A 19,571-nucleotide genomic window follows, 5' to 3' on the forward strand; every position below is an offset into this window, starting at 1 on the left:
CGAAGCGTCGGATGGGATGCCACTGTCACGGTAACCTCCTGCGCCTAGCTCTGTCGCGTGGTCGGGAGCAGTCCGGCTCGGACTGCAGCCTGGGTCGGCCGTCAGCCAGCCCATGAGTGGCCGGCTCACCAGCCGTTGGGTGTCGCTGTGACCGCCCGTCGGGGGACGGGACAGGCGGACGTCGGGGTGCACGAGCGTCTGCCATCTGGCCGCCGGAGCGGCCTGGAGGTGACGTGGCCCGCGCGACCCCGAGCGGCACGGCTGGTGAGCCGGGGCACTGCGTCGTGCCCGAGCCCGACATGACCACGATCATCGACTGAGAGCCGCCGGGCATCCCCAATACAGGGGTTCTGGGCCGCGGGTGGCTCATCGGCTCAGTACGCGCCGCGGTGGGACAGCACCGCGCCGAGCGTCCGCCAGACGATCCGCGCGTCCAGTGCCAAGGACCAGTTCTCGACATAGCTGAGGTCCAGCCGAACGGCCTCCTCCCACGGGAGGTCGGAGCGCCCCGAGACCTGCCACAGCCCGGTCAGGCCCGGCTTGACGGCGAGCCGACGGTGGGTGTCGCCGTCGTAGGCAGCGGCCTCCTGTGGCAGCGACGGCCGCGGACCGACCAGCGACATCTCGCCACGCACCACGTTGACCAGCTGGGGCAGCTCATCGAGCGAATAGGTGCGCAGGACGCGGCCGACCCGCGTGACCCGGGGATCCGTCCGCATCTTGAAGAGCAGGCCGGCGCCCTCGTCGTCGTCCCGCAGGCCGTGGAGGCGGACTTCGGCGTCCGTGCTCATCGTGCGCAGCTTGAGCATCCGGAACGGACGGCCACTGCGTCCGATGCGCACCTGCCGGAACAAGGCGGGGCCGGGGGAGTCGGCCCTGACCGCGAGGGCGAGCCCGAGGAGCAGCGGAGCCAGCAGCACCAGGGCGGCGGCGGCGACCAGCCGGTCGAGGCACCCCTTGACCAGGCGTCGTACGCCGTGGAGGTCTGCGGGGCGCACGTGCACGAGCGGGATTCCGCCCGCGGGCGCCAGGGTGGTCCGGGAGACCTCGACGTCGACCAGTCCGGGGCCGATGAACAGGTGACGACCCGCGGCCTCGAGCTTCCAGCCGAGCCGGCGCACGGTCGCGGCGCCCAGCTGCGGGCAGGGCAGCACGATGACGCCCTGGGCGCGGTGAGCCGAGACGGCGTCGTCGAGGTCGTCAAGACCGTCGATGACGGGCACTCCCCACTCCGCGTCGCGGTCCGCGTCCGCGAACCGGTCTCGAGAGTCGCGGTGTGGGCTCGGGGTGACACAGGCTGCCACGACCTCGAAGCCGTGGCCGTGAGTACGGCGCAGCGCGGCGAGGACCTGTCCGACGTCGCCCGGATGACCCGCCACGACGACGCGGGTGCGCCCGCCGCTGAGACGGGGCAGCCGGGGTGCGACTCCGCGGATGACGACAGCTCGCGTGGCCACGGTCAGGGCCGTCGTGGCGATGGCCAGCGAGAGCGCATCGGCCGATGGTGCGGCGCCGGGGGATGCCTGGGGGAGGAGCGCCAGTCCGGCCCACCCGAGCAGGGCCAGGGCGACGCCTGCCCGACCGACACGGCGGACGTCCTCCAGGCCGAACCTCGTCCCGCGGGTCTCGTGGACCCGGGCGGCTCCGAGCAGCAGCGTCCACACGACCGCCAGCACGAGCCCGTCCAGCAGACCGACGGACGGCGTGCCTCGGACCAGCATGAGCCCCGCGGTCGCGGCTGCGACGTCACAGGTGGCACCGAGCCAACGGCCACCCAGCCAGGTGTCGGCCCGGAGGCCCGCGGCAGCGGCTCCGGTGATGCGCCGTGCGGCGGTGGCCGGACGGCCGGCGCCGGGCAGCGCCACGAGCGCCCCTTGCCTGCCCACCGCGCCAGGGGTGCTCCCCGGGGCGCCCAGAGGCACCGTGCTCATGGCGCGTGGTCCCCGGTGAGAGCGGGTGTCAGAAAGGTCATCGGCCAGGCTCCTTCCAGGTGCTGCGCTTCCGGGGAAACGCTGTCTCTGACCCTAGGAAGGGTGCTGCGGTGACGCATGCCGCAATCTGGGCATTCAGGCGCCGGCGCGCCAGGCGGGCACCTCCCAGTGCGCCCGGTGGGCGATCCCGACGGCTGCCAGCTGCGAGGAGACCCCCAGCTTGGCCAGGATGGACTTCACCTGCGTGCGCACTGTGGCCTCCGAGACCACCGAGCTGGCTGCGATGTCGCGCACGTTGTTGCCGGCCATCAGACGCCCGAGGATCTCCGACTCCCGCGGTGTCAGCGTGTCGAGGCGCCGACGGATCTCCTGCACGTCCTGGCGCTCGCTGTGGAACAGACGCAGCAGCTCCTCGCGCTCGCTGTGGGAGAGCACGGATCGCCCCTCGTTGATCAGCCGCACGGTGGCGAGGATCCGGTTGAGGGGCGCGGTCTTGCTGAGGACGATCCGAGCACCGTGGCGCAGGCACTCACCCCAGCGCACCTTGTCCTGGCTGCCCGTCACCACGACGACGGCGACCCCGGCGCGGACGAGCGGCTCGATCAGCGGGATGGCGCTGCCGGCTCGGCCGAGGTCGAGGTCGAGGAGCACGATGCGGGGCTGCGCGCGCAGGATCGCCGGAAGCAGGGAGTGGGCGTGGGCTGAGGAGTCCGGCGGTGCGATCCGTCGTACGTCGTAGCCCTCGATGGTCATGGCCACGTCGAGAGACTCGGCGAAGAGCTGGTGGTCCTCGACAAGGACCACTCGGGTCAGTGCGCGGCGTGACATGGTGCCTCCTGCGTGATGAGTTGCCGGGGGTCGTGCGGTCGGGGACCGTTCGGCTGGGTGATGAGCGGCGGGGTGATGAGCGGCTGGGTGATGAGCGGCAGGTCGATGACGAACGCCGCGCCGCGAGGACCGTGGTTGCGATCGAGCTCGAGGGTGCCGCCGAGCTCACCGACGAGGCGGCGGGCGATGTGGAGGCCGATACCGCGTCCCCGGGAGTCGGGTCGCTGGGTGCCCCACTCGAAGATCGCGTCGGCCAGGTGGTCGGGAACACCTGGACCGTCGTCGCTCACCGTGATCCGAGCCAGGTGGTCGACGGTGGTGATCTCGAGGCTGACCCCCGAGCCGCTGCTGTGTCGCGCCGCGTTGTCGAGCAGGATGTGTACCGCCTCGGCGATGTGGTCGGGACGGCCCAGGGCGTGCACCCCCGACGCCTCGCACCGGACCTGGTGACCCCGGGCGCGCACCGAGGTGACGACCGGTTGGACGACGTCGTCCAGCTCGACGGCCCGCAGCGGCTCGTCGGCCTCCCCGGCGAGGAGCCGCTCCAGACGTGCCATCTCCTCGGCCTGCATCCGCTCGAGTCGGGCCCGGTCCGCGGCGGGGACGACGTACTGCGCGTCGTGCAGGATGCGTGACGCGGCCGACAGGCCGGCGACCGTCGAGCGGAGCTCGTGCATGGTCTCCTCGTAGTGTCGGACCTCGGCCGCCAGGGCGGCTCCCCAGTCGAGGGTCGGCAGGCTGCGTTGGGGCGTGAAGGACGCGACCTGCGGCGACCCGCCCAGGCCGGGCAGGGTCCGGCAGAGCGTCACGGCGGTCCAGGCGCCGAGGGCGGCTCCGCCGATGTGGAGTACGGCGAGCGGGAGTCCGAGCACCGGGCCGCCTCCGACGGACGGGGCCAGCGTGCCGGTCACGACCATGAAGCCCACACCGATGCTGAGCTGGGCTCGCGCCAACCGGGGCAGACCCCGCATCGTCGCCAGCGAGGCGGCCATGGCGAGGCCCACCACCATCGTGGCGGCCTGGAACATCGGCGAGGACCCGGGGTACGTCTGGATGCCGCCGGCTACCGAGATCAGGATGACATGGAGCACCACTGTCCCGAGCCCGAGCACCATGCCCAGGGCCAGGGGGTCGAGCCAGACGGGGACGCGGACCCGACGTGCCGCCGCCAGGACGAGGGTCAGCGAGGCCAGGGAACTGAGCAGGTCGGCCGTGCCGGGCAGGGTGAGGGTCGCCGACGTCCGGGCACTGGCGAGATCCAGCAGCGCGAACGGGATCCCGTAGGTCGCCGCCGCGAAGACCGCGGCCGCCAGCCAGCCGCTGACGTCGCGCTTCCCGAGCCGCCAGTGGAGGTAGAGGGCCACACCCGCGGCGCCCAGGAGGACCTGGCCGAGCGCCCGGCTGATCACCTGCACGGAGGCGAACGGGGCACCGTCGCTCAGCAGCACCAGGGAGGTGACCAGGGGTGGCGCGAGCACGACCCCCAGGAACAGGAGCGTGAAATGCCCCGTGCCTCGGCGGGCCTGCGCCGTGATCATCTCGGACCCTCTGGCCGCGTTCTGTAGGTTCATGAGGTCCCCCCTTCTCACCACAAGTAGGGACGGTTTTACTCAACCGAACGTGAAATGACCGCAAAATCTGCGTCGTTTCCGCTCAGAAGCGGTCTAGAACTCTGCGTGTCGTTGTCGGGGTGAGGGGCGGCTGTGTCGAGTCGGTGGAGATCTGCTCGCGCGGCTACGCTGAGCGCCGTGCGCATCGACCTCCACACCCACTCGCAGGTCAGCGACGGGACGGAGCCGCCCGCCGACGTGATGCGCGCCGCGGCCGCCGCCGGTCTCGACGTCGTCGCCCTGACCGACCACGACACCGCGGCCGGCTGGGCCGAGGCCGAGCAGACGGCCCGAGAGCTGGGACTGACGCTGGTGCCGGGGATGGAGATCAGCACCCAGCTCGAGGCGGAGCCTGGGACCGGGCCGCGACAGCGCCGGCGCGGGGTCCACCTGCTCGCCTACCTGCCCGACCCGACGTACCCGCCCCTGGCCGCTGCCCTCGTCCGTGTCCTGGACGGCCGCAACGACCGCGTGCCGGCGATCCTGGCCGCGCTCGCCGGACTGGGCATCGAGCTGGAGCACGACCGGGTGGCGCTGCTCGCCGGTCCGACAGCAGCGATGGGGCGTCCCCACATCGCCGACGCCCTGGTCGACCTCGGCGTCGTCGCCGATCGCACCGAGGCGTTCCGGACCTTCCTCAACCCGGGGCGACCGGCCTACGTCGACCGCTACGCCGCCTCCCTGGACGACATGGTGCGTCTCGTGGTGGAGGCTGGTGGGGTCGCCGTCATCGCCCATCCGTGGGGGCGCCATCGTCCCGAGGGGCTGGGGGAGGAAGAGCTGGCGCGACTGCAGGGCATCGGTCTATCCGGGATCGAGGTCGACCACCAGGACCACGACCCGAGCGAGCGCGAGCGGCTGCGCGCCATCGCGCGCAATCTGGGTCTGCTGATGACGGGGTCCAGCGACTATCACGGCACGGGCAAGATCGACCACGACCTCGGCTGCAACACCACGCACCCGGACGAGCTCGCCCGCCTCCTCGAGCTGGCGGCGGCCTCCGCGGCCCGCGCCGGACGGGGCGCGCAGCCGGTCGTGGCGCCGTGAACGACTGGATCAGCCTGGTCCTGGTCACCGAGGTCTTCGTGACCCTGTTCGTGATCATGGACCCGATCGGCACCGTGCCGATCTTCCTGTCGCTGACCTCGGGGCGCGCCGCGGACACAGCCAGGCGCGCGGCCTGGCAGGCCGTCGCGGTCTCGTTCTCGGTCATCGTCGCGTTCGCGCTCTTCGGGCAGCAGATCCTGAGCTATCTGCACATCTCACTGGCCGCGCTGCAGTGCGCCGGCGGTCTGCTCCTGCTCCTGGTCGCGCTCGAGCTGCTCACAGGCAAGCAGGACAAGGAGCCGACGGCGACCACGGGCACCAACGTCGCCCTCGTCCCGCTCGGCACGCCACTGATGGCCGGCCCGGGAGCCATCGTGGCGACCATGCTGTTCGTCGAGCAGATCGATGGCAGCGCGGACCTCCTGGCGGTCAGCGCCGGTGTCATCGGCGTCCACCTGTTCCTGTGGGGCGCCATGCGCTTCTCGCTGCCGATCCTGCGGGTGATCAAGGACAGCGGTGTCCTGCTGATCAGCCGGATCGCCGGACTGCTGCTCTCCGCCATCGCCGTCCAGCTGGTCGCGGACGCGGTCCGGGCCTTCGTGGCCGGCGAGGGCTAGTCCCCGTCGCCTCTCCCGCCTCGGCGACCCAGTGACTGGGCGCGCTGGAGAAGCGGCCCCGGGACGACGCGCGCCCCGGTCACGATCGCCTTGTAGCGCTTGCTCGGCACCGACATCACCACACCGCGGTCCAGGTCGGCGAGCGCCTCGCGCACCAGGTCGTCGGCCTCCAGCCACAGGAACGACGGCGCCGACTCGCGCGAGACGTCCATCCGCTCGTGGAACTCGGTCTTCACGAACCCCGGGCACAGCGCCATCACCCGCACCCCCTGGTCGCGGTACTCGTTGGCCGCCCAGGTGCTGAAGCTGTTCACCCACGCCTTCGCCGCACTGTAGGTCCCGCGCGGCAGGAAGGCGGCCACGCTCGACACGTTGAGCACCGCGCCCCGGCCGCGCTCGGTCATCGGGCCCAGGGCCGCGTGGGTCAGCCGGAGCACCGCGGTGACGAGCACGTCGTGCATGCGCTGCTCGTCCTCGACGCTGTTGGTCAAGAACCGCTCCTTGAGCCCGAACCCGGCGTTGTTGACGAGCAGGTCCACCGGGCGCTCCCGATCGGCCACCCGCGCCTCGACCCGCGCGAGCTGCTCGCGATCGGCCAGGTCGGCGGGCAGCACCTCGACCTCCACGCCGTACGACGCGCGCAGTCCGGCGGCCACCGTCTCGAGCCGGTCGCGGTCGCGGGCGACGAGGACGAGGGAGTGCCCGCGACCGGCGAGCTGGCGTGCGAAGGCATGCCCGATGCCCGCGGTGGGGCCGGTGATGAGGGCGGTGCCCACGGGGATCGGGTCGGCCGCCGGACCGCCGAGGTACCCCAGGACGGACCCCAGGACGGGGCTCAGGTGGGGGCGCAGAGGAAAAGACATGGCAGGAGCCAACAGGGTCTGCAGCCGGCGAGCAAGCGCGTCGGGCATGATGGGGCGCGATGACCACGACACTGGCGGTCGCCAACCAGAAGGGCGGCGTCGCGAAGACCACCACCGTCGCCTCGCTCGGTGCCGCGCTGGCCGAGCTGGGCCACTCGGTGCTGCTGGTGGATCTCGACCCGCAGGCGTGCCTCACCTTCTCGCTCGGCATCGACCCCGAGGACCTCGAGCTCTCGGTCCACCACGTGCTGACCCAGGGGCTCGACCCCGCCGAGGTCATCGTGACCACCGACGAGGGGATCGACCTCCTGCCGGCCACCATCGAGTTGGCCCGGGCCGAGGCCGATCTGCTCACCCGCACAGGGCGCGAGCACGTGCTCAAGGGCGTCCTGGAGGAGCTCGACGAGGCCGAGGCCGGCTATGACTGGGTGCTGCTCGACTGCCCGCCCTCCCTGGGCGTGCTCACGGTCGCCGCGCTCACCGCGGCCCGTGGCGTGCTGATCCCGCTGCAGTGCGAGACGCTCTCGCACCGAGGCGTCGGCCAACTGCTCGACACCGTCCACGACGTACGCCGCTTCACCAACCGCAAGCTCGAGGTGTGGGGCGTGCTGCCGACGCTGTACGACGGACGCACCAACCACGCGCGCACGGTCCTGGAGACGATCTCCGAGACCTACGACCTCGAGGTGCTCGAACCGGCGATCCCGAAGACCATCAAGTTCGCCGAGGCGCCCGCGGCCGGCCGCTCGATCCTCGCGACCAGCCGGTCCAACAAGGGTGCGCGCGCCTACCGCGAGGTGGCGGCGGCCCTGGTCGTGCGCGCCGAGCGCCCGCGGGTCAGGTCGAAGGGCTGAGGCGGTGGGTCGTCATCGCCAGGCCAGGACCCGTCCGCGCTACGGGCGGATCGGGCTGGCCGCCTGCTCGCTGAGCATCACCGCGGTCGCCGTGCTCGGTGGCGTCGGCGTGCTGCCCTCGCCCTCCGACGACTACCCGCCGCGCTCCGCGGCGGCGGACATCGCGGGGAACACCCTGGGGGAGAGGGAGTCGTCGCCCCCGCCGGACGACGCCTCGGCGGACGCAGCCCGGACCACGAACGGCCCCGACCTGAGATCCGCCGTGGCAGGCGTCCTCGAGGGGGCCGTGGCCAGCAGCGCCGTGCTCCGTGACGACGTCTCGCTCCCCGCCGACTCCGGAGAGGGGCGCCGCGTGGTGTTCAGCGAGTCGCGCCAGCGGGTCTGGCTCGTCGGCGACCGGGGCCGGGTGCAGCGCACCTACCTGGTGTCGGGGAGCGTCTACGACAACCTCGACCCCGGCACGTTCGAGGTCTACTCCCGCTCGGAGCAGGCCTGGGGCATCGACGACTCGGGGACGATGCGCTACTTCGTCCGGTTCACCCGGGGCGAGAACGCCGCGATCGGCTTCCACGACATTCCCGAGCAGGACGGCAGGCGGGTTCAGACGTTCCGTCAGCTCGGCACGCCGCTGTCCCACGGCTGCATCCGGCAGCGGCGCAGTGACGCCATCGCGCTGTGGGAGTTCGCTCCCGTCGGCACGACCGTCGTCGTCACCGCCTGAGGGGCGCCCGCGGGAAGAGCGAACGGGCGACGACGACGGCCCGCCACCCCGGTGGGGCGGCGGGCCGTCGGCAGATCCGGGTCAGTCGGAGGTCGGGCTCTCGCCAGCCTCGCGCGCGCCGCCGGTGCGGCGACGGCGCCGGTTGCGGCTGGGGCGCATGTCGTCGTCACCTGACGCCGCCACGGGCGCCGCCTTGCTCGTCGTACCGGTGCTCGTCGTGCCCGTGCTCGTCGTAGCCGTGCTCGCAGCGCCCTCGGCGCCGGAGCCTCCGGACGCCGCCTCGCCACTGCGGGTGCGCCGACGGTTGCGGTTGCGGGAGGGACGATCACCCTCACGGGGGGCGTCGCCCTGGTCGCCACGCTCGGAGCGACCGCCGCGCTCGGGGCGCCCGCCGCCGGAGCGGCCACCGCGCTCGGGACGCTCGGAGCGCTCGCGCGGGGGCTGCGGGGCGGGGTCGACGATCCGGCCCTTGGTGCCCGGAGCGATGCCCATGTCGTGGAAGAGGTGCTCGGAGGTCGAGTAGGTCTCCTGCGGCTCGTCGAAGGGCAGGTCGAGCGCCTTGTTGATCATCTTCCAGCGGTGCACGTCGCCCCAGTCGACGAACGTGACCGCGATGCCCGTGGCGCCGGCGCGACCTGTGCGGCCGATCCGGTGGACGTAGGTCTTGTCGTCCTCGGGGCAGGTGTAGTTGATGACGTGCGAGACGCCGGCGACGTCGATGCCGCGGGCGGCGACGTCGGTGGCGACCAGGACGCGGATCTTGTCCTCGCGGAACTTCGCCAGCGCCTTCTCGCGGGCCACCTGGGCCATGTCGCCGTGCAGGGGACTGGCCGAGAAGCCGCGCTCGGCGAGGTCGTCGGCGACACGCTGGGCCTGGCGCTTGGTGCGCGTGAACACGATGACCTTGCCCGCACCCTCGGCCTGCAGGATGCGGCCGATGATCTCGGGCTTGTCCAGGTCGTGCGCCTGGTAGATGAACTGAGCCGTGGCGGGGACCAGCGTCGTGTCGTAGGACGACTCGGCGCGGATGTTCATCGGGTGGCGCATGTGGGTGCGCGCCAGCGCGACGATCGCGGCGGGCATCGTCGCGGAGAACAGCATCGTCTGCCGGGTCTCGGGCGTCTCGCGCAGCAGGCGCTCCACGTCGGGCAGGAAGCCCAGGTCCAGCATCTCGTCGGCCTCGTCGAGCACGAGCGCGTGCACGTGCGAGAGGTCGAGGGCCTTGCGGTTGGCCAGGTCGTTGAGCCGGCCCGGGGTGCCGACGACGATGTCCACGCCCGCCTCGAGAGCCTCGAGCTGGGTGTCGTAGCCGACGCCGCCGTACACCGTGAGGACGCGCAGGCCGCGGTCCTTGCTGGCGAGGTGGAGGTCGTTGGACACCTGGAGCGCCAGCTCACGGGTGGGGGCGACGATCAGGGCCTGCGGCTTGCCCTGGGGGAGCTGGGCGTAGTCGGGGTCCTTGGGCGAGACGCTGCGCTGCAGCACCGGGATGCCGAAGGCGAGGGTCTTGCCGGTGCCCGTGCGGGCCTGGCCGATCAGGTCGGTGCCCATCAGGGCGACCGACAGCGTCATCTCCTGGATGGCGAAGGGGGTGGTGATGCCGGCGCGCTCGAGCGCCTCGCAAATCTCGGGATGGACCCCGAGCTCTCGGAAGGTAGTCAGTGTCTCTTCGCTTTCGTGAGTGGCTTCTGAGCGGCTGACTCATCGAAAGGGGATCGAATTCGTCTCGACAGGGCCTGCCGCGCACATACTCGGCGGTGTCGGTCGCTGGGGGACCTGTCAGGGACAGTGCGGACCGTCTCGCCGGTCGCGGGCCGCCTCGGTAGACCCGGTGGGCGGCGCTCGATGGGGCTACTGTATCGGTAGGGTGCGAGCATGACTGAATCGCCGGTCTGGCCGGACGTCCCTCTGGCCTCCCAGGACCCGCAGTACCGTGCAGCCGTCGTCGACCTCCTCGGGGCGATCGCCTACGGGGAGATCTCCGCCTTCGAGCGGCTCGCCGAGGACGCCAAGCTCGCTCCCACGCTGGAGGACAAGTACGCCCTGGCCGCGATGGCCGCGACCGAGCTCAACCACGTCGAGCCGCTGCGCGAGCGCCTGCTGGAGCTGGGGGCGGACCCGTTCGACGCGATGGCGCCGTTCCGGACGCCCATCGACTCCTTCCACGAGCACACCGCCCCCGCCGACTGGTTCGAGGGCCTGATCAAGGCGTACGTCGGGGACGGGCTCGCCGCCGACTTCTACCGCGAGATCGCGGCGTTCGTCGACACCGAGACCCGGGAGCTGGTGATCTCGTCGCTGAGCAGCACCGGCCACTCCGACTTCGTGGTGGACCGGGTCCGAGCCGGGATCGCCCAGGACTCGCGTCTCGGCGGACGGCTTGCCCTGTGGGGCCGCCGGCTGATGGGGGAGGCCCTCTCCCAGGCGCAGCGGGTCGTCGCCGAGCGCGACGCGCTCTCCGCGCTGCTGGCCGGCGGCGTCGACCGTCCCGGCCTCGACCTCGCGGCGATCGGACGGATGTTCACCCGGATGACCGACCGCCACGACCAGCGCATGGGCGACCTCGGCCTCGACAGCTGACCCGTCAGAAAAGTGCGACTGACCCGTCAGAAGCTCACACCTCGGTGAGAGTCTCTGACGGGTCAGGTCGCATGTTGCGCCGGGTCAGCGCGATCTTCTGACGGGTCAGCTGCGGAAGCCGACCTGCTTGGCGCTCGGGTTGCCGAGCTCGACGTAGGCGATCCGGGAGCCGGGCACGAGCACGCGCCGGCCGCGGCTGTCGGTGAGGGCGAGGACACTCTCACCACTGACCGCCTCGGCGACCAGCTTCTCGACTGCCTCGGCGCTCTCGTCGCTCTCGACGAGCAGCTCGCGCGGCGCGTTCTGGATGCCGATCTTGACCTCCACGGTCTCCTCCTGAAGTTCTCGGTGCTGCGGTGTGGTTGAGGCTACGGGGTGGGCGTTCAACTGTCCTCGGCGCGCGGGTAGCCGCGGATGCCGCGCCAGGCCAGGCCGGCCACCAGGGCGGCCGCGTCGTCCTGGGTGATGCCGGACGCCTCCGAGAGCCAGAACCGCGCGCTGACCTGTGCCATTCCCACCAGCGAGACGGCCAGCAGTCGCGACTGGGTCTCGCTCAGGCTGGTGTCGTCATGGATGACATCGGCGATCATCGCGGCGGTCTCCGTGGTCACCCGCTCCACGTGCTCGCGCACGGCGGGCTCGTTGGTGAGGTCGGACTCGAAGACCAGCCGGAAGGCGCCGCTCTCGCCGGCGACGTAGTCGTAGAAGACGTTGATCGCGGCCTGCACGCGGTGCTTGTTGTCCTCGGTGGACAGCAGGGCCAGCCGGCAGTTCTCGATGATCGCGTCGCAGGAGGTGTCGAGCAGCGCCAGGTAGAGCTCCATCTTGCCCGGGAAGTGCTGGTAGAGCACTGGCTTGGAGACCCCGGCCCGCTCGGCGATGTCGTCCATCGCCGCCGCGTGGTAACCCTGGGCGACGAAGACCTCGAGCGCGGAGTCGAGCAGCTGGGCACGACGCTCACGGCGTGGCATCCGGGCGCCGCGAGGGCGCGGACGGTCCACGTCGTACTGGTCAGCGGTCAACTCGGTGCTCCTCGGCCGGTGCGGGTCTGTGCCCCACGTTGTGCGCGCAGCCTACCGGTCCGTAACCCCCGTCCGGATGACGGGATGCCGCGCGTCGCGGCCCCGTCGGGCGGGAACATGAGACGGGTTGCCGGTGTTGTGCCGGGACCATCGATCGTCCGCCCTGAGGAGTTAACGCCGTGTCCTTTCCCGCGCTCGTGGAGCCGGCCGCCGAGCTGACCATCGACGAGGTACGTCGCTACAGCCGCCACCTGATCATCCCGGACGTCGGGATGACCGGGCAGAAGCGGCTCAAGAACGCCAAGGTCCTGGTCATCGGGGCGGGCGGACTGGGCAGCCCCGCCCTGCTCTACCTGGCCGCCGCCGGCGTCGGAACGATCGGCATCGCCGAGTTCGACGAGGTCGACGAGTCCAACCTGCAGCGCCAGATCATCCACGGCCAGTCCGACATCGGGCGCCCCAAGGCGGAGTCCGCGCGCGACTCCATCAAGGAGGCCAACCCCTACGTCGACGTGGTCGTGCACGGCGAGCGGCTCGACAACGACAACGTCATGGCGGTCTTCGAGGGCTACGACCTGATCGTCGACGGCACCGACAACTTCGCGACGCGCTACATGGTCAACGACGCGGCGTACTTCCTGAAGATCCCCTACGTGTGGGGCTCGATCTATCGCTTCGACGGCCAGGCGTCGGTCTTCTGGCCGCACGCGGAGAAGGAGAACGGCGAGAGCGCCGAGGCGCCCTGCTACCGCTGCCTCTACCCCGAGCCGCCCCCGCCGGGCATGGTCCCCTCCTGCGCCGAGGGCGGCGTGCTGGGCGTGCTGTGCGCGTCGATCGGCTCGATCCAGGTCAACGAGGCGATCAAGCTGCTCACCGGCATCGGCGACCCGATCGTCGGCAAGCTGATGATCTACGACGCCCTCGAGATGGAGTACCGCAAGCTGCGGGTGCGCAAGGACCCCAAGTGCGCGCTGTGCGGTGACAACCCGACGGTGACCGAGCTGATCGACTACGAGGCGTTCTGCGGCGCGGTCTCCGACGAGGCCGCCGAGGCCGCCGCCGGCTCGACGATCTCGGTGACCCAGCTCGAGACGATGCTCAAGGAGCGCGAGAGCGGCGAGCGGGACTTCGTCCTGGTCGACGTACGCGAGCCCAACGAGTACGAGATCAACAAGATCCCGGGCTCGGTGCTGATCCCCAAGGGCGACTTCCTCAACGGCTCCGCCCTCGAGAGGCTCCCGGCCGACAAGCAGGTCGTCATGCACTGCAAGAGCGGCGTCCGCTCGGCCGAGACGCTGGCGATCGTGAAGGGCGCCGGCTATGCCGACGCCGTCCACGTCGGTGGCGGCGTCGTGGCCTGGGTCAACCAGATCGACCCCAGCCAGCCGTCGTACTGAGCCACCGCACGACCGCACGGCCCACCCCGGTTCTCGTAACCCGGGTGGGCCGTCGTCGTTGAGAGGGGAGTCACAAGCGCCGGCGCGCTCGGGTGCCGGCCGAACCCCCCGAAAGGCCCCTCGATGACGTCCCTGCGCTCCCTCCCCGCCCGCCGTACCGCCCGCTCGGTGGTCGGCCTCGCCGGCGCTGCCGCCCTGGCCGCGGCCCTCGTCACTGCCCCGCCCGCCGCCGCCGCGCCCAAGAAGTCCGCCGCGCCGACCTGGGCGCCAGCCGACTCCGCCGCGATCCACCCGGGCGTGCAGATGTACACCGAGGGCGCCCAGTGCACCGGCAACTTCGTGTTCACCGACGGCTCGGGCGCGACGTACGTCGGCTACGCGGCGCACTGCGCCGGGCTGGGTGAGGCGACCGACACCAACGGCTGCGACGCGGCGTCGCTCCCGCTGGGCACCAAGGTCGACTTCGTCGAGGGCGGCTCGCTGCTGGGCGCCGGCACCACGGTCGGTGGGGGCACGCTCGCCTACAGCAGCTGGAACACCATGCAGGAGCGCGGCGAGAGCGATGCGGACACCTGTGCCTACAACGACTTCGCGCTGGTCAAGGTCGACGCCGCAGACGTGAGCAAGGTGAACCCGTCCGTGCCCTTCTGGGGTGGCCCCGTGGCGGTCAGCTCGGGCGGCAGCGCGGCGGGCGACAAGGTCTACTCGTTCGGCAACTCCAGCCTGCGTGGTGGCATCGAGCTCCTGTCGCCCAAGGTCGGGCTCAGCCTGGGCGCGACCGGCAACGGTTGGAGCCACTCGGTCTACACGATGACGCCGGGCGTGCCCGGAGACTCAGGGTCCGGCTTCCTCGACGCCGAGGGCAACGCGCTGGGCACGCTGTCGACGCTGGCGCTGGCGCCGCTCCCCGCCTCCAACGGCGTGGGCGACCTGGCACACGAGCTCGCCTACGCCCAGCAGCACTCCGGCATCGCCGGGCTCGCGCTGGTGCCGGGCACCGAGGCCTTCTCGCCGATCCTCTGAGTCGACCCAGGACTCGAGAGCGAGAAGTCGATGCTGCGTTGCGTGGGCGTCCTCCTGGGGACCGCGCTGCTGAGCTGGGCGAGCGTCGTTCCCGGTCACGGGGCGGGAACGGCCTCGACAGGCGCACGAGCCGCCGCCAGCGGCGACTGGGCGCCCGCGCAACGTGCGACCATCCACCCCGGCGTGCAGATGCTCACCCGGGGAGCCCAGTGCACGGGCAACTTCGTCTTCACCGACCGGCGCGGCCGCGTCTTCGTCGGCTATGCCGCTCACTGTGCCGGGCGGGGTGAGGCCACCGACACCGACGGGTGCTCGACCGCCTCGCAGCCGCTCGGCACACCGGTCCGCTTCGCGCGGGGCGTCACGCCCTACGCCGAGGGGACCACGGTGGGGGCCGGGCGGCTGGTCTACAGCTCCTGGCTCACGATGGCGAAGCGGCGGACCGCTGACGCGCGCGTGTGCGCGGCCAACGACTTCGCCCTGGTGCGGGTCGGTGCGAGGCACCGGCACAAGGTCAACCCGTCCGTTCCGTTCTGGGGCGGGCCCGTCGGTCTCGACGCCGACGGGGAGCCGGCCGGGGGAGTGGTCTATTCGTGGGGCCAGTCGAGCCTGCGCCCCACGACGGTGCTCTCCCCCAAGATCGGGCTGTCGCTCGGGTCGACCTACGGCGGCTGGGGCTGGGACGCCTACACGCTGACGCCGGGCATCCCCGGTGACTCCGGCAGCGGCTTCCTGGACTCGCGCGGGCGGGCCTTCGCCACCCTCTCCACCCTCGCGCTGGCTCCGCTGCCCGCCTCCAACGGCCTGGGCGACCTGCGCCGCCAGCTGCGCTTCGCCCAGCGCCACTCAGGGATCAAGGGCCTGCGTCTGGTCCCGGGGACAGAGCCCTTCGCCCCCACCCCCTAGCGTGGGCGGATGAGCAGGATCGACCCCGAGCTGTACGCCGAGCGGGTGCTGACCTGCGTCGAGCGGGTCCCGCGCGGGCGCGTCACGACGTACGGCGCGATCGCGGAGGTCGTCGGTGCCGAGCTGGGCGGCGGCGGGCCGCGCACCGTCGGCGCGGTGATGGCGTCGTACGGCGGGCCGGTGCCGTGGTGGCGGGTCGTGCGCGCCGACGGGTCGCTGCCGGCGTGCCACGAGGGCCGGGCCCTCGAGCACTACCTGGAGGAGGGGACCGCGCTGCGCCCCTCGGGCCGCATCGACCTGCGTCAGGCGTTCTGGCACCCAGCCGACCCAGCCTGAGCGAGAACGACGCGAGCCCCCGGCCGGGATCCGAGAGGGATCCGGCCGGGGGCTCGTGGCGGTGCTGGCTCAGGCGCGCTCGCGGGTACGACGCGCGAGGGCGGCCAGCGCCTTCGGGAAGATCTCCTCGGGCGGGTTGACCAGCCCGGCGCCGACCTGGCCGACACCGGCCTTGGCGCCGGCCATGCCCGTGTTGATCTGGGGCAGGATGCCGGTGCGGCAGACCGAGGTGACGTCGATCCCGCTGGGGACGCCCTGGAACTCCAGCACCGGCACCGACCAGCGCGGGCTCTCGCCCAGGCAGATCTCGTGCATCCGGCGGGTGGTGGCCAGCGCGTCGGGGACGGTGCCGCCGACGAGTCGCACGATCGCGGGGGCGGTGGCCATCGCGAAGCCGCCGATGCCGGCGGTCTCGGTGATGGCGGAGTCGCCGATGTCGGGGTTGGCGTCGTCGGGGCCGTAATCGCCCAGGTAGAGCCCGTCGGCCACCTGCGCGGGACCGGTGAACCACTCGTCGCCGGTGCCGGCGGTCTGGATGCCGAACTCCGTGCCGTTGCGGGCCATCGCCACGACCATCGTCGAGCCGTCGATGCCGCGGGCGGCGTCGAGGGCCAGCTTGCAGGCCGGCATCGCGAGGTTGAGGAAGAAGTGGTCGTTGCCGCCGATGAAGCGCAGCGAGTCCGCGATGTCGGAGTTCAGGAAGCCCGACTCGACCATCGCCGGCGCCAGGTCGCGCATCATCATCAGCGTTCCGGCGCGGTTGCGGTTGTGGGCCTCGTCGCCCATCTGCAGCATCTGGGTGAGGATGCCGGTCACGTCGACGGGACCGCTGGAGTCGACGGTGCTGCGCACCGCCTTCTGCAGCAGCGGGCCGAGCACGCCCGACATCCAGCGCAGCCGCTCGAGCACGTCGGGACCGTAGGCGCCGTAGCGCAGCACCTTGCCCAGGCCCTCGTTGAGCGAGCAGTAGGTGCGCTTGCCGGTGGCGGGGTCCTCGAGCACGAACATCCACATCGAGGGGGAGACCAGGCCGGCCATCGGGCCGACCGCGTCACGGTGGTGGCACGGGCCGAGGGTGTAGCCCTTGCCGGACTCGAAGAGCGCGACCGCGTCCTCCGGGTCGTCGACGAGGCCCTCGAGCGCGGCGGCGCCCATCAGGGCCCCGCGCAGCGGGCCGGAGGCGGTGTCCCAGCCGATCGGCGGACCGGCGTGCAGGAAGTCGCCGGGCTCCAGGCCGAGCACCTCGGAGGCGGGGGCGACGTCGACCAGCACGGCCTGGACGGCGAACATCGCCGCCAGCGCCTTCTGGTTGGCGGCGTGGCGCAGCGGGTCGGCGGCGACCGTGGCGAGGTCGGCCTCGGTGCCCGGCATCGGCGGGCGCCAGTCGACCCGGCTGACCGGGACGGCCTGGGCAGCGACGGCGTCGGCGAAGAGGTCGACGCCGGCGCCGACGACGTGCCCCGGAGTGCTGGTGGTCGGAGTGCTGGTGGTCGGGGTGCTGGTGGTGGAGGGAGAGGTGGTCATCGGGCGGCTCCGATCAGCTCGACCGCGCGGCGGGCCGCGGCGGCGTTGGACAGGTGGACCTCGGCGCCGGCGGCGGCCAGCGTCGCGGCCTGGCGCTCGAGCTCCTGCGGGTCGAGGGCGGTGCCCACGAGGGCGATCACGACGGGCTTGCCGAGCTCGGAGATGGCCGGCGCGAGCGCGGTGGCCGGGTCGGCCTCGGCGCCGTGACCGAGCACCACGTCGAGCAGGAGCACGCCGGTGCGCGGGTCGGCCGCGGCCCGGGCGAGGTGCTCCAGGCGCAGCGTCGGGTCGATCATCGGGTGCGCCCGGCCCTGGGTGAGGCCGTCGTCGCCGAAGTCGATCATCAGGTGGGTGTCGGCCGTGAGGTCCGAGCCCAGCGCGAGATCGGGGGAGAAGGGGATGTTGCTTCGGATCGGTCCGAGCTCGGCGGTGGCGATCAGCATCGCCTCGTCGCACAGCGTGCCGCCGGCGAAGAGCCCGCGCAGGAGCGGGCCGGACGGCACCATCGCCGGGTCGCCCCACGTCGGCCAGGTGGGTACGGCGTGCCCGAGCCGGGTGAGCACCCGCTCGGCCGCGGCGGTGAGGTCGGGCTGACCGTCGCCGAGCAGCGCCAGCTCCACCGGGGTGGACAGGGTCGCGGCGAACTCGGTGATCGCGGCGGCCACCTCGGGGGCCGGGGGCTTGGAGACCAGCACGATCATCTCGACCGCCGGGTCCTCGTCGAGACGGCGCAGCGCCGTGCGGGTGGAGAGGCCGCCCACGTCGGTGGACAGGTCGCGGCCGCCGACGCCGAGGGCGGAGGTGACTCCCACGCCCGCGTGGTCGAAGAGCGCCAGCAGCTGCTGGCAGCCGGTGCCGGAGGCGGCGACGATGCCGACCGGTCCGGGCGCGGTGATGTTGGCGAAGCCGAGGCCGAGGCCGCCGACGAGCGCCGTTCCGCAGTCGGGGCCCATCACGAGCAGACCCCGCTCGGTCGCGGTGTTCTTGAGCGCCAGCTCGTGGTCGAGCGGGACGTTGTCGCTGAAGATCATCACGTCGCGGCCGGCGTCGAGGGCGTCCATCGCCTCGACCAGGGCGGCCGAGCCCGGCACGGAGATCAGCACGACCTCGTCACCGGTGCCGCTTCGGCGCAGGGCGCTGCGCGTCGTGCGCGGCGCGGCGAGCTCGCTGGCCTCCGAGGACGAGGATCGCGAGGAGGCGGCCAGGGCGGCGTCGACACCGGCGAGCGCGCCCTCGAGCGCGCCCTCGGCGGCGTCGGTCGCCAGCCGGATCGCGACGACCATGTCGTTCCCGGTGGCGTCGGAGGGCACCGAGAAGCCCATCTGCTCGAGGACCTCGAGGTTGAGGGCGGTCGCCATGGCGACCTGAGCGGCGGCGACCCCGTCGATCGCGGCGACGGTCCGGCTCACCTGGAGCAGGGTGACCGAGTCCGCGTAGGCGCCTCGCCTGAGCTCGACGTGAGGTGCGTTCGGCTCCACAGAGCTGGTGGTCATGCGCAACGTCTCCCTTCGGAGATTCTGGTGGGGTTCGTTCGAGTGGATCGCGTGGAAAGAGAGTGGGCCGCCAGCGACGCCCCGAGCAGCAGGCCGGCGCCGGAGGTGTGGCCGACGCGGGTCAGGGCCGCCGCGGCGGTCCCGAGCCCGGTCTCGTCGCGCCGGTCGGCGGCGCGCAGCAGGGCGGCGAACTCGGGGACGACCTCGCCCTGGGCCGCGCAGTCGAGCAGCGTCGCGGAGAGGAGCGTGGTGCGCCCGAGGCAGTCGCGGACAGCGGTCTCGACGGCGGCGACCGGCGCGCCGGCGGCATGGCGCAGCGCGAGCCACCCGCAGAGGACGTCGTCACCGAGCGGGGTGAGACCGTCTCCCAGACCGACCAGAGCCGGTACGGCGAGCGGGTCGCCGGCGGCGAGGTCGGCGAGCGCACGCTCGGGGAGGGCACGACGCACGTGATCGACATCGGTCGGGCGGAGGTGCTCGGCCAGGTGGGCGACGGTCGCCGCATCGACCGCAGGCGCGGCCACGTCCAGCACCCGACCCACCCGCAGCACCGTGTCGTCGAAGCGGAGCGCGCCGTAGGCCAGCCACGCCGAGCGTGCCTCGGAGAGCCCGCGCACATCGGAGGCGGAGACCCGCATGGCGCAGGGGACGGCGCTCGCGCCGGTGGACACGACGCCGACGCAGCGCCCGGCGAGCTCGACGTACACGGCATGGAGGCCGCGGTGCACGATCGGCGCCGGCCCGTCGCTCACGGCAAGCAGCAGCCGCACCCTTTCGGGGGCTGCCACGGCGAGAGCGAGGGGTTTCACCTGTTCGACG

Annotated in this window: 19 protein-coding genes; 9 read left to right on the forward strand and 10 right to left on the reverse strand. The window is 72.4% G+C overall.

Features of this window, described 5'->3' with window-relative positions; all coding sequences use genetic code 11:
- Positions 1-374 precede the first annotated feature (374 nt).
- The 3 genes from ACYU7L_RS21640 to ACYU7L_RS21650 form a co-directional block, all read right to left on the reverse strand.
- Entirely contained in the window at positions 375-1,931 is a 1,557-nt protein-coding gene (locus tag ACYU7L_RS21640; protein WP_460800923.1) for a sugar transferase, read from the reverse strand.
- A 135-nt stretch (positions 1,932-2,066) separates the two neighbouring features.
- Positions 2,067-2,759 (reverse strand): LuxR C-terminal-related transcriptional regulator, encoded by a 693-nt coding sequence (locus tag ACYU7L_RS21645; protein WP_460800927.1) that lies wholly within the window; start codon positions 2,757-2,759, stop codon positions 2,067-2,069.
- Positions 2,741-4,330, reverse strand: a complete 1,590-nt coding sequence (locus ACYU7L_RS21650; RefSeq protein ID WP_460800929.1) for a sensor histidine kinase — start codon at positions 4,328-4,330, stop codon at positions 2,741-2,743. The genes ACYU7L_RS21645 and ACYU7L_RS21650 overlap by 19 nt, the downstream gene beginning before the upstream one ends.
- Before the next feature lie 177 nt (positions 4,331-4,507).
- Here ACYU7L_RS21650 and ACYU7L_RS21655 point away from each other — a divergent pair, with 177 nt between their 5' ends.
- On the forward strand, positions 4,508-5,416 hold the full coding sequence (locus ACYU7L_RS21655) for a PHP domain-containing protein (RefSeq protein WP_460800931.1): 909 nt from the start codon (positions 4,508-4,510) through the stop codon (positions 5,414-5,416).
- Entirely contained in the window at positions 5,413-6,033 is a 621-nt protein-coding gene (locus ACYU7L_RS21660; RefSeq protein ID WP_460800933.1) for a MarC family protein, read from the forward strand. Before ACYU7L_RS21655 ends, ACYU7L_RS21660 begins: the two co-directional genes overlap by 4 nt.
- Here the strand turns inward: ACYU7L_RS21660 and ACYU7L_RS21665 are convergent.
- Positions 6,030-6,896, reverse strand: coding sequence for an SDR family NAD(P)-dependent oxidoreductase (locus ACYU7L_RS21665; protein WP_460800935.1), 867 nt, complete (start codon positions 6,894-6,896; stop codon positions 6,030-6,032). The genes ACYU7L_RS21660 and ACYU7L_RS21665 overlap by 4 nt on opposite strands.
- A 59-nt stretch (positions 6,897-6,955) precedes the next feature.
- Here ACYU7L_RS21665 and ACYU7L_RS21670 point away from each other — a divergent pair, with 59 nt between their 5' ends.
- Positions 6,956-7,750: a ParA family protein gene (locus ACYU7L_RS21670; RefSeq protein ID WP_460800937.1), complete on the forward strand. Its 795-nt coding sequence runs from the start codon at positions 6,956-6,958 to the stop codon at positions 7,748-7,750.
- Between the two features lie 4 nt (positions 7,751-7,754).
- The gene (locus ACYU7L_RS21675; protein WP_460800939.1) at positions 7,755-8,471 is read left to right on the forward strand and encodes a L,D-transpeptidase; all 717 of its coding nucleotides are present in this window, start codon (positions 7,755-7,757) and stop codon (positions 8,469-8,471) included.
- Positions 8,472-8,552: 81 nt separating this feature from the next.
- Here the strand turns inward: ACYU7L_RS21675 and ACYU7L_RS21680 are convergent, their stop codons facing one another.
- On the reverse strand, positions 8,553-10,043 hold the full coding sequence (locus tag ACYU7L_RS21680) for a DEAD/DEAH box helicase (RefSeq protein ID WP_460800942.1): 1,491 nt from the start codon (positions 10,041-10,043) through the stop codon (positions 8,553-8,555).
- Positions 10,044-10,346: 303 nt separating this feature from the next.
- On the opposite strand from ACYU7L_RS21680, the gene ACYU7L_RS21685 reads away from it, so the two are divergent.
- A complete protein-coding gene (locus ACYU7L_RS21685) occupies positions 10,347-11,051 on the forward strand; it encodes a ferritin-like fold-containing protein (RefSeq protein ID WP_460800944.1) in 705 nt (234 codons plus the stop codon).
- Positions 11,052-11,156: 105 nt separating this feature from the next.
- Here the strand turns inward: ACYU7L_RS21685 and ACYU7L_RS21690 are convergent, their stop codons facing one another.
- Both ACYU7L_RS21690 and ACYU7L_RS21695 read right to left on the reverse strand, forming a co-directional pair.
- On the reverse strand, positions 11,157-11,378 hold the full coding sequence (locus ACYU7L_RS21690; RefSeq protein WP_460800946.1) for a DUF3107 domain-containing protein: 222 nt from the start codon (positions 11,376-11,378) through the stop codon (positions 11,157-11,159).
- A 56-nt stretch (positions 11,379-11,434) separates the two neighbouring features.
- Positions 11,435-12,022 carry a TetR/AcrR family transcriptional regulator gene (locus ACYU7L_RS21695; protein ID WP_460801738.1) on the reverse strand — a complete coding sequence of 196 codons (588 nt, stop codon included), beginning with the start codon at positions 12,020-12,022 and terminating at the stop codon, positions 11,435-11,437.
- Between the two features lie 230 nt (positions 12,023-12,252).
- Here ACYU7L_RS21695 and moeZ point away from each other — a divergent pair, with 230 nt between their 5' ends.
- The 4 genes from moeZ (at position 12,253) to ACYU7L_RS21715 (ending at position 15,735) form a co-directional block, all read left to right on the forward strand.
- Positions 12,253-13,470: an adenylyltransferase/sulfurtransferase MoeZ gene (gene moeZ, locus ACYU7L_RS21700; RefSeq protein ID WP_460800949.1), complete on the forward strand. Its 1,218-nt coding sequence runs from the start codon at positions 12,253-12,255 to the stop codon at positions 13,468-13,470.
- A gap of 123 nt (positions 13,471-13,593) precedes the next feature.
- Positions 13,594-14,493, forward strand: a complete 900-nt coding sequence (locus tag ACYU7L_RS21705) for a serine protease family protein (RefSeq protein ID WP_460800951.1) — start codon at positions 13,594-13,596, stop codon at positions 14,491-14,493.
- A 42-nt stretch (positions 14,494-14,535) separates the two neighbouring features.
- Entirely contained in the window at positions 14,536-15,399 is an 864-nt protein-coding gene (locus ACYU7L_RS21710) for a hypothetical protein (protein WP_460800953.1), read from the forward strand.
- A gap of 9 nt (positions 15,400-15,408) precedes the next feature.
- The gene (locus tag ACYU7L_RS21715; protein ID WP_460800956.1) at positions 15,409-15,735 is read left to right on the forward strand and encodes an MGMT family protein; all 327 of its coding nucleotides are present in this window, start codon (positions 15,409-15,411) and stop codon (positions 15,733-15,735) included.
- A gap of 69 nt (positions 15,736-15,804) precedes the next feature.
- Here ACYU7L_RS21715 and ACYU7L_RS21720 read toward each other — a convergent pair whose 3' ends face one another.
- Genes ACYU7L_RS21720 through ACYU7L_RS21730 form a run of 3 tightly spaced genes read right to left on the reverse strand, consistent with a single transcriptional unit; the run spans position 15,805 to position 19,561 of the window.
- Positions 15,805-17,259 (reverse strand): YlbE family protein, encoded by a 1,455-nt coding sequence (locus tag ACYU7L_RS21720; protein ID WP_460800958.1) that lies wholly within the window; start codon positions 17,257-17,259, stop codon positions 15,805-15,807.
- Positions 17,256-18,752, reverse strand: coding sequence for an FdrA family protein (locus ACYU7L_RS21725; RefSeq protein ID WP_460800960.1), 1,497 nt, complete (start codon positions 18,750-18,752; stop codon positions 17,256-17,258). The genes ACYU7L_RS21720 and ACYU7L_RS21725 overlap by 4 nt, the downstream gene beginning before the upstream one ends.
- On the reverse strand, positions 18,749-19,561 hold the full coding sequence (locus tag ACYU7L_RS21730; protein WP_460800962.1) for an oxamate carbamoyltransferase subunit AllH family protein: 813 nt from the start codon (positions 19,559-19,561) through the stop codon (positions 18,749-18,751). Before ACYU7L_RS21730 ends, ACYU7L_RS21725 begins: the two co-directional genes overlap by 4 nt.
- Positions 19,562-19,571: the final 10 nt, after the last annotated feature.

The sequence above is a fragment of the Nocardioides pacificus genome (assembly GCF_054775955.1).

What these genes read in the sequence shown, in the direction of transcription:
- ACYU7L_RS21725 (WP_460800960.1), bottom strand. Translation starts at nt 18,752, where the DNA reads ATGACCACCAGCTCTGTGGAGCCGAACGCACCTCACGTCGAGCTCAGG.
- ACYU7L_RS21705 (WP_460800951.1), top strand. Translation starts at nt 13,594, where the DNA reads ATGACGTCCCTGCGCTCCCTCCCCGCCCGCCGTACCGCCCGCTCGGTG.
- ACYU7L_RS21715 (WP_460800956.1), top strand. Translation starts at nt 15,409, where the DNA reads ATGAGCAGGATCGACCCCGAGCTGTACGCCGAGCGGGTGCTGACCTGC.
- ACYU7L_RS21680 (WP_460800942.1), bottom strand. Translation starts at nt 10,043, where the DNA reads ATGACGCTGTCGGTCGCCCTGATGGGCACCGACCTGATCGGCCAGGCC.
- ACYU7L_RS21695 (WP_460801738.1), bottom strand. Translation starts at nt 12,022, where the DNA reads ATGCCACGCCGTGAGCGTCGTGCCCAGCTGCTCGACTCCGCGCTCGAG.
- ACYU7L_RS21720 (WP_460800958.1), bottom strand. Translation starts at nt 17,259, where the DNA reads ATGACCACCTCTCCCTCCACCACCAGCACCCCGACCACCAGCACTCCG.
- ACYU7L_RS21670 (WP_460800937.1), top strand. Translation starts at nt 6,956, where the DNA reads ATGACCACGACACTGGCGGTCGCCAACCAGAAGGGCGGCGTCGCGAAG.
- ACYU7L_RS21665 (WP_460800935.1), bottom strand. Translation starts at nt 6,896, where the DNA reads ATGTCTTTTCCTCTGCGCCCCCACCTGAGCCCCGTCCTGGGGTCCGTC.
- ACYU7L_RS21650 (WP_460800929.1), bottom strand. Translation starts at nt 4,330, where the DNA reads ATGAACCTACAGAACGCGGCCAGAGGGTCCGAGATGATCACGGCGCAG.
- ACYU7L_RS21685 (WP_460800944.1), top strand. Translation starts at nt 10,347, where the DNA reads ATGACTGAATCGCCGGTCTGGCCGGACGTCCCTCTGGCCTCCCAGGAC.
- ACYU7L_RS21640 (WP_460800923.1), bottom strand. Translation starts at nt 1,931, where the DNA reads ATGAGCACGGTGCCTCTGGGCGCCCCGGGGAGCACCCCTGGCGCGGTG.
- ACYU7L_RS21645 (WP_460800927.1), bottom strand. Translation starts at nt 2,759, where the DNA reads ATGTCACGCCGCGCACTGACCCGAGTGGTCCTTGTCGAGGACCACCAG.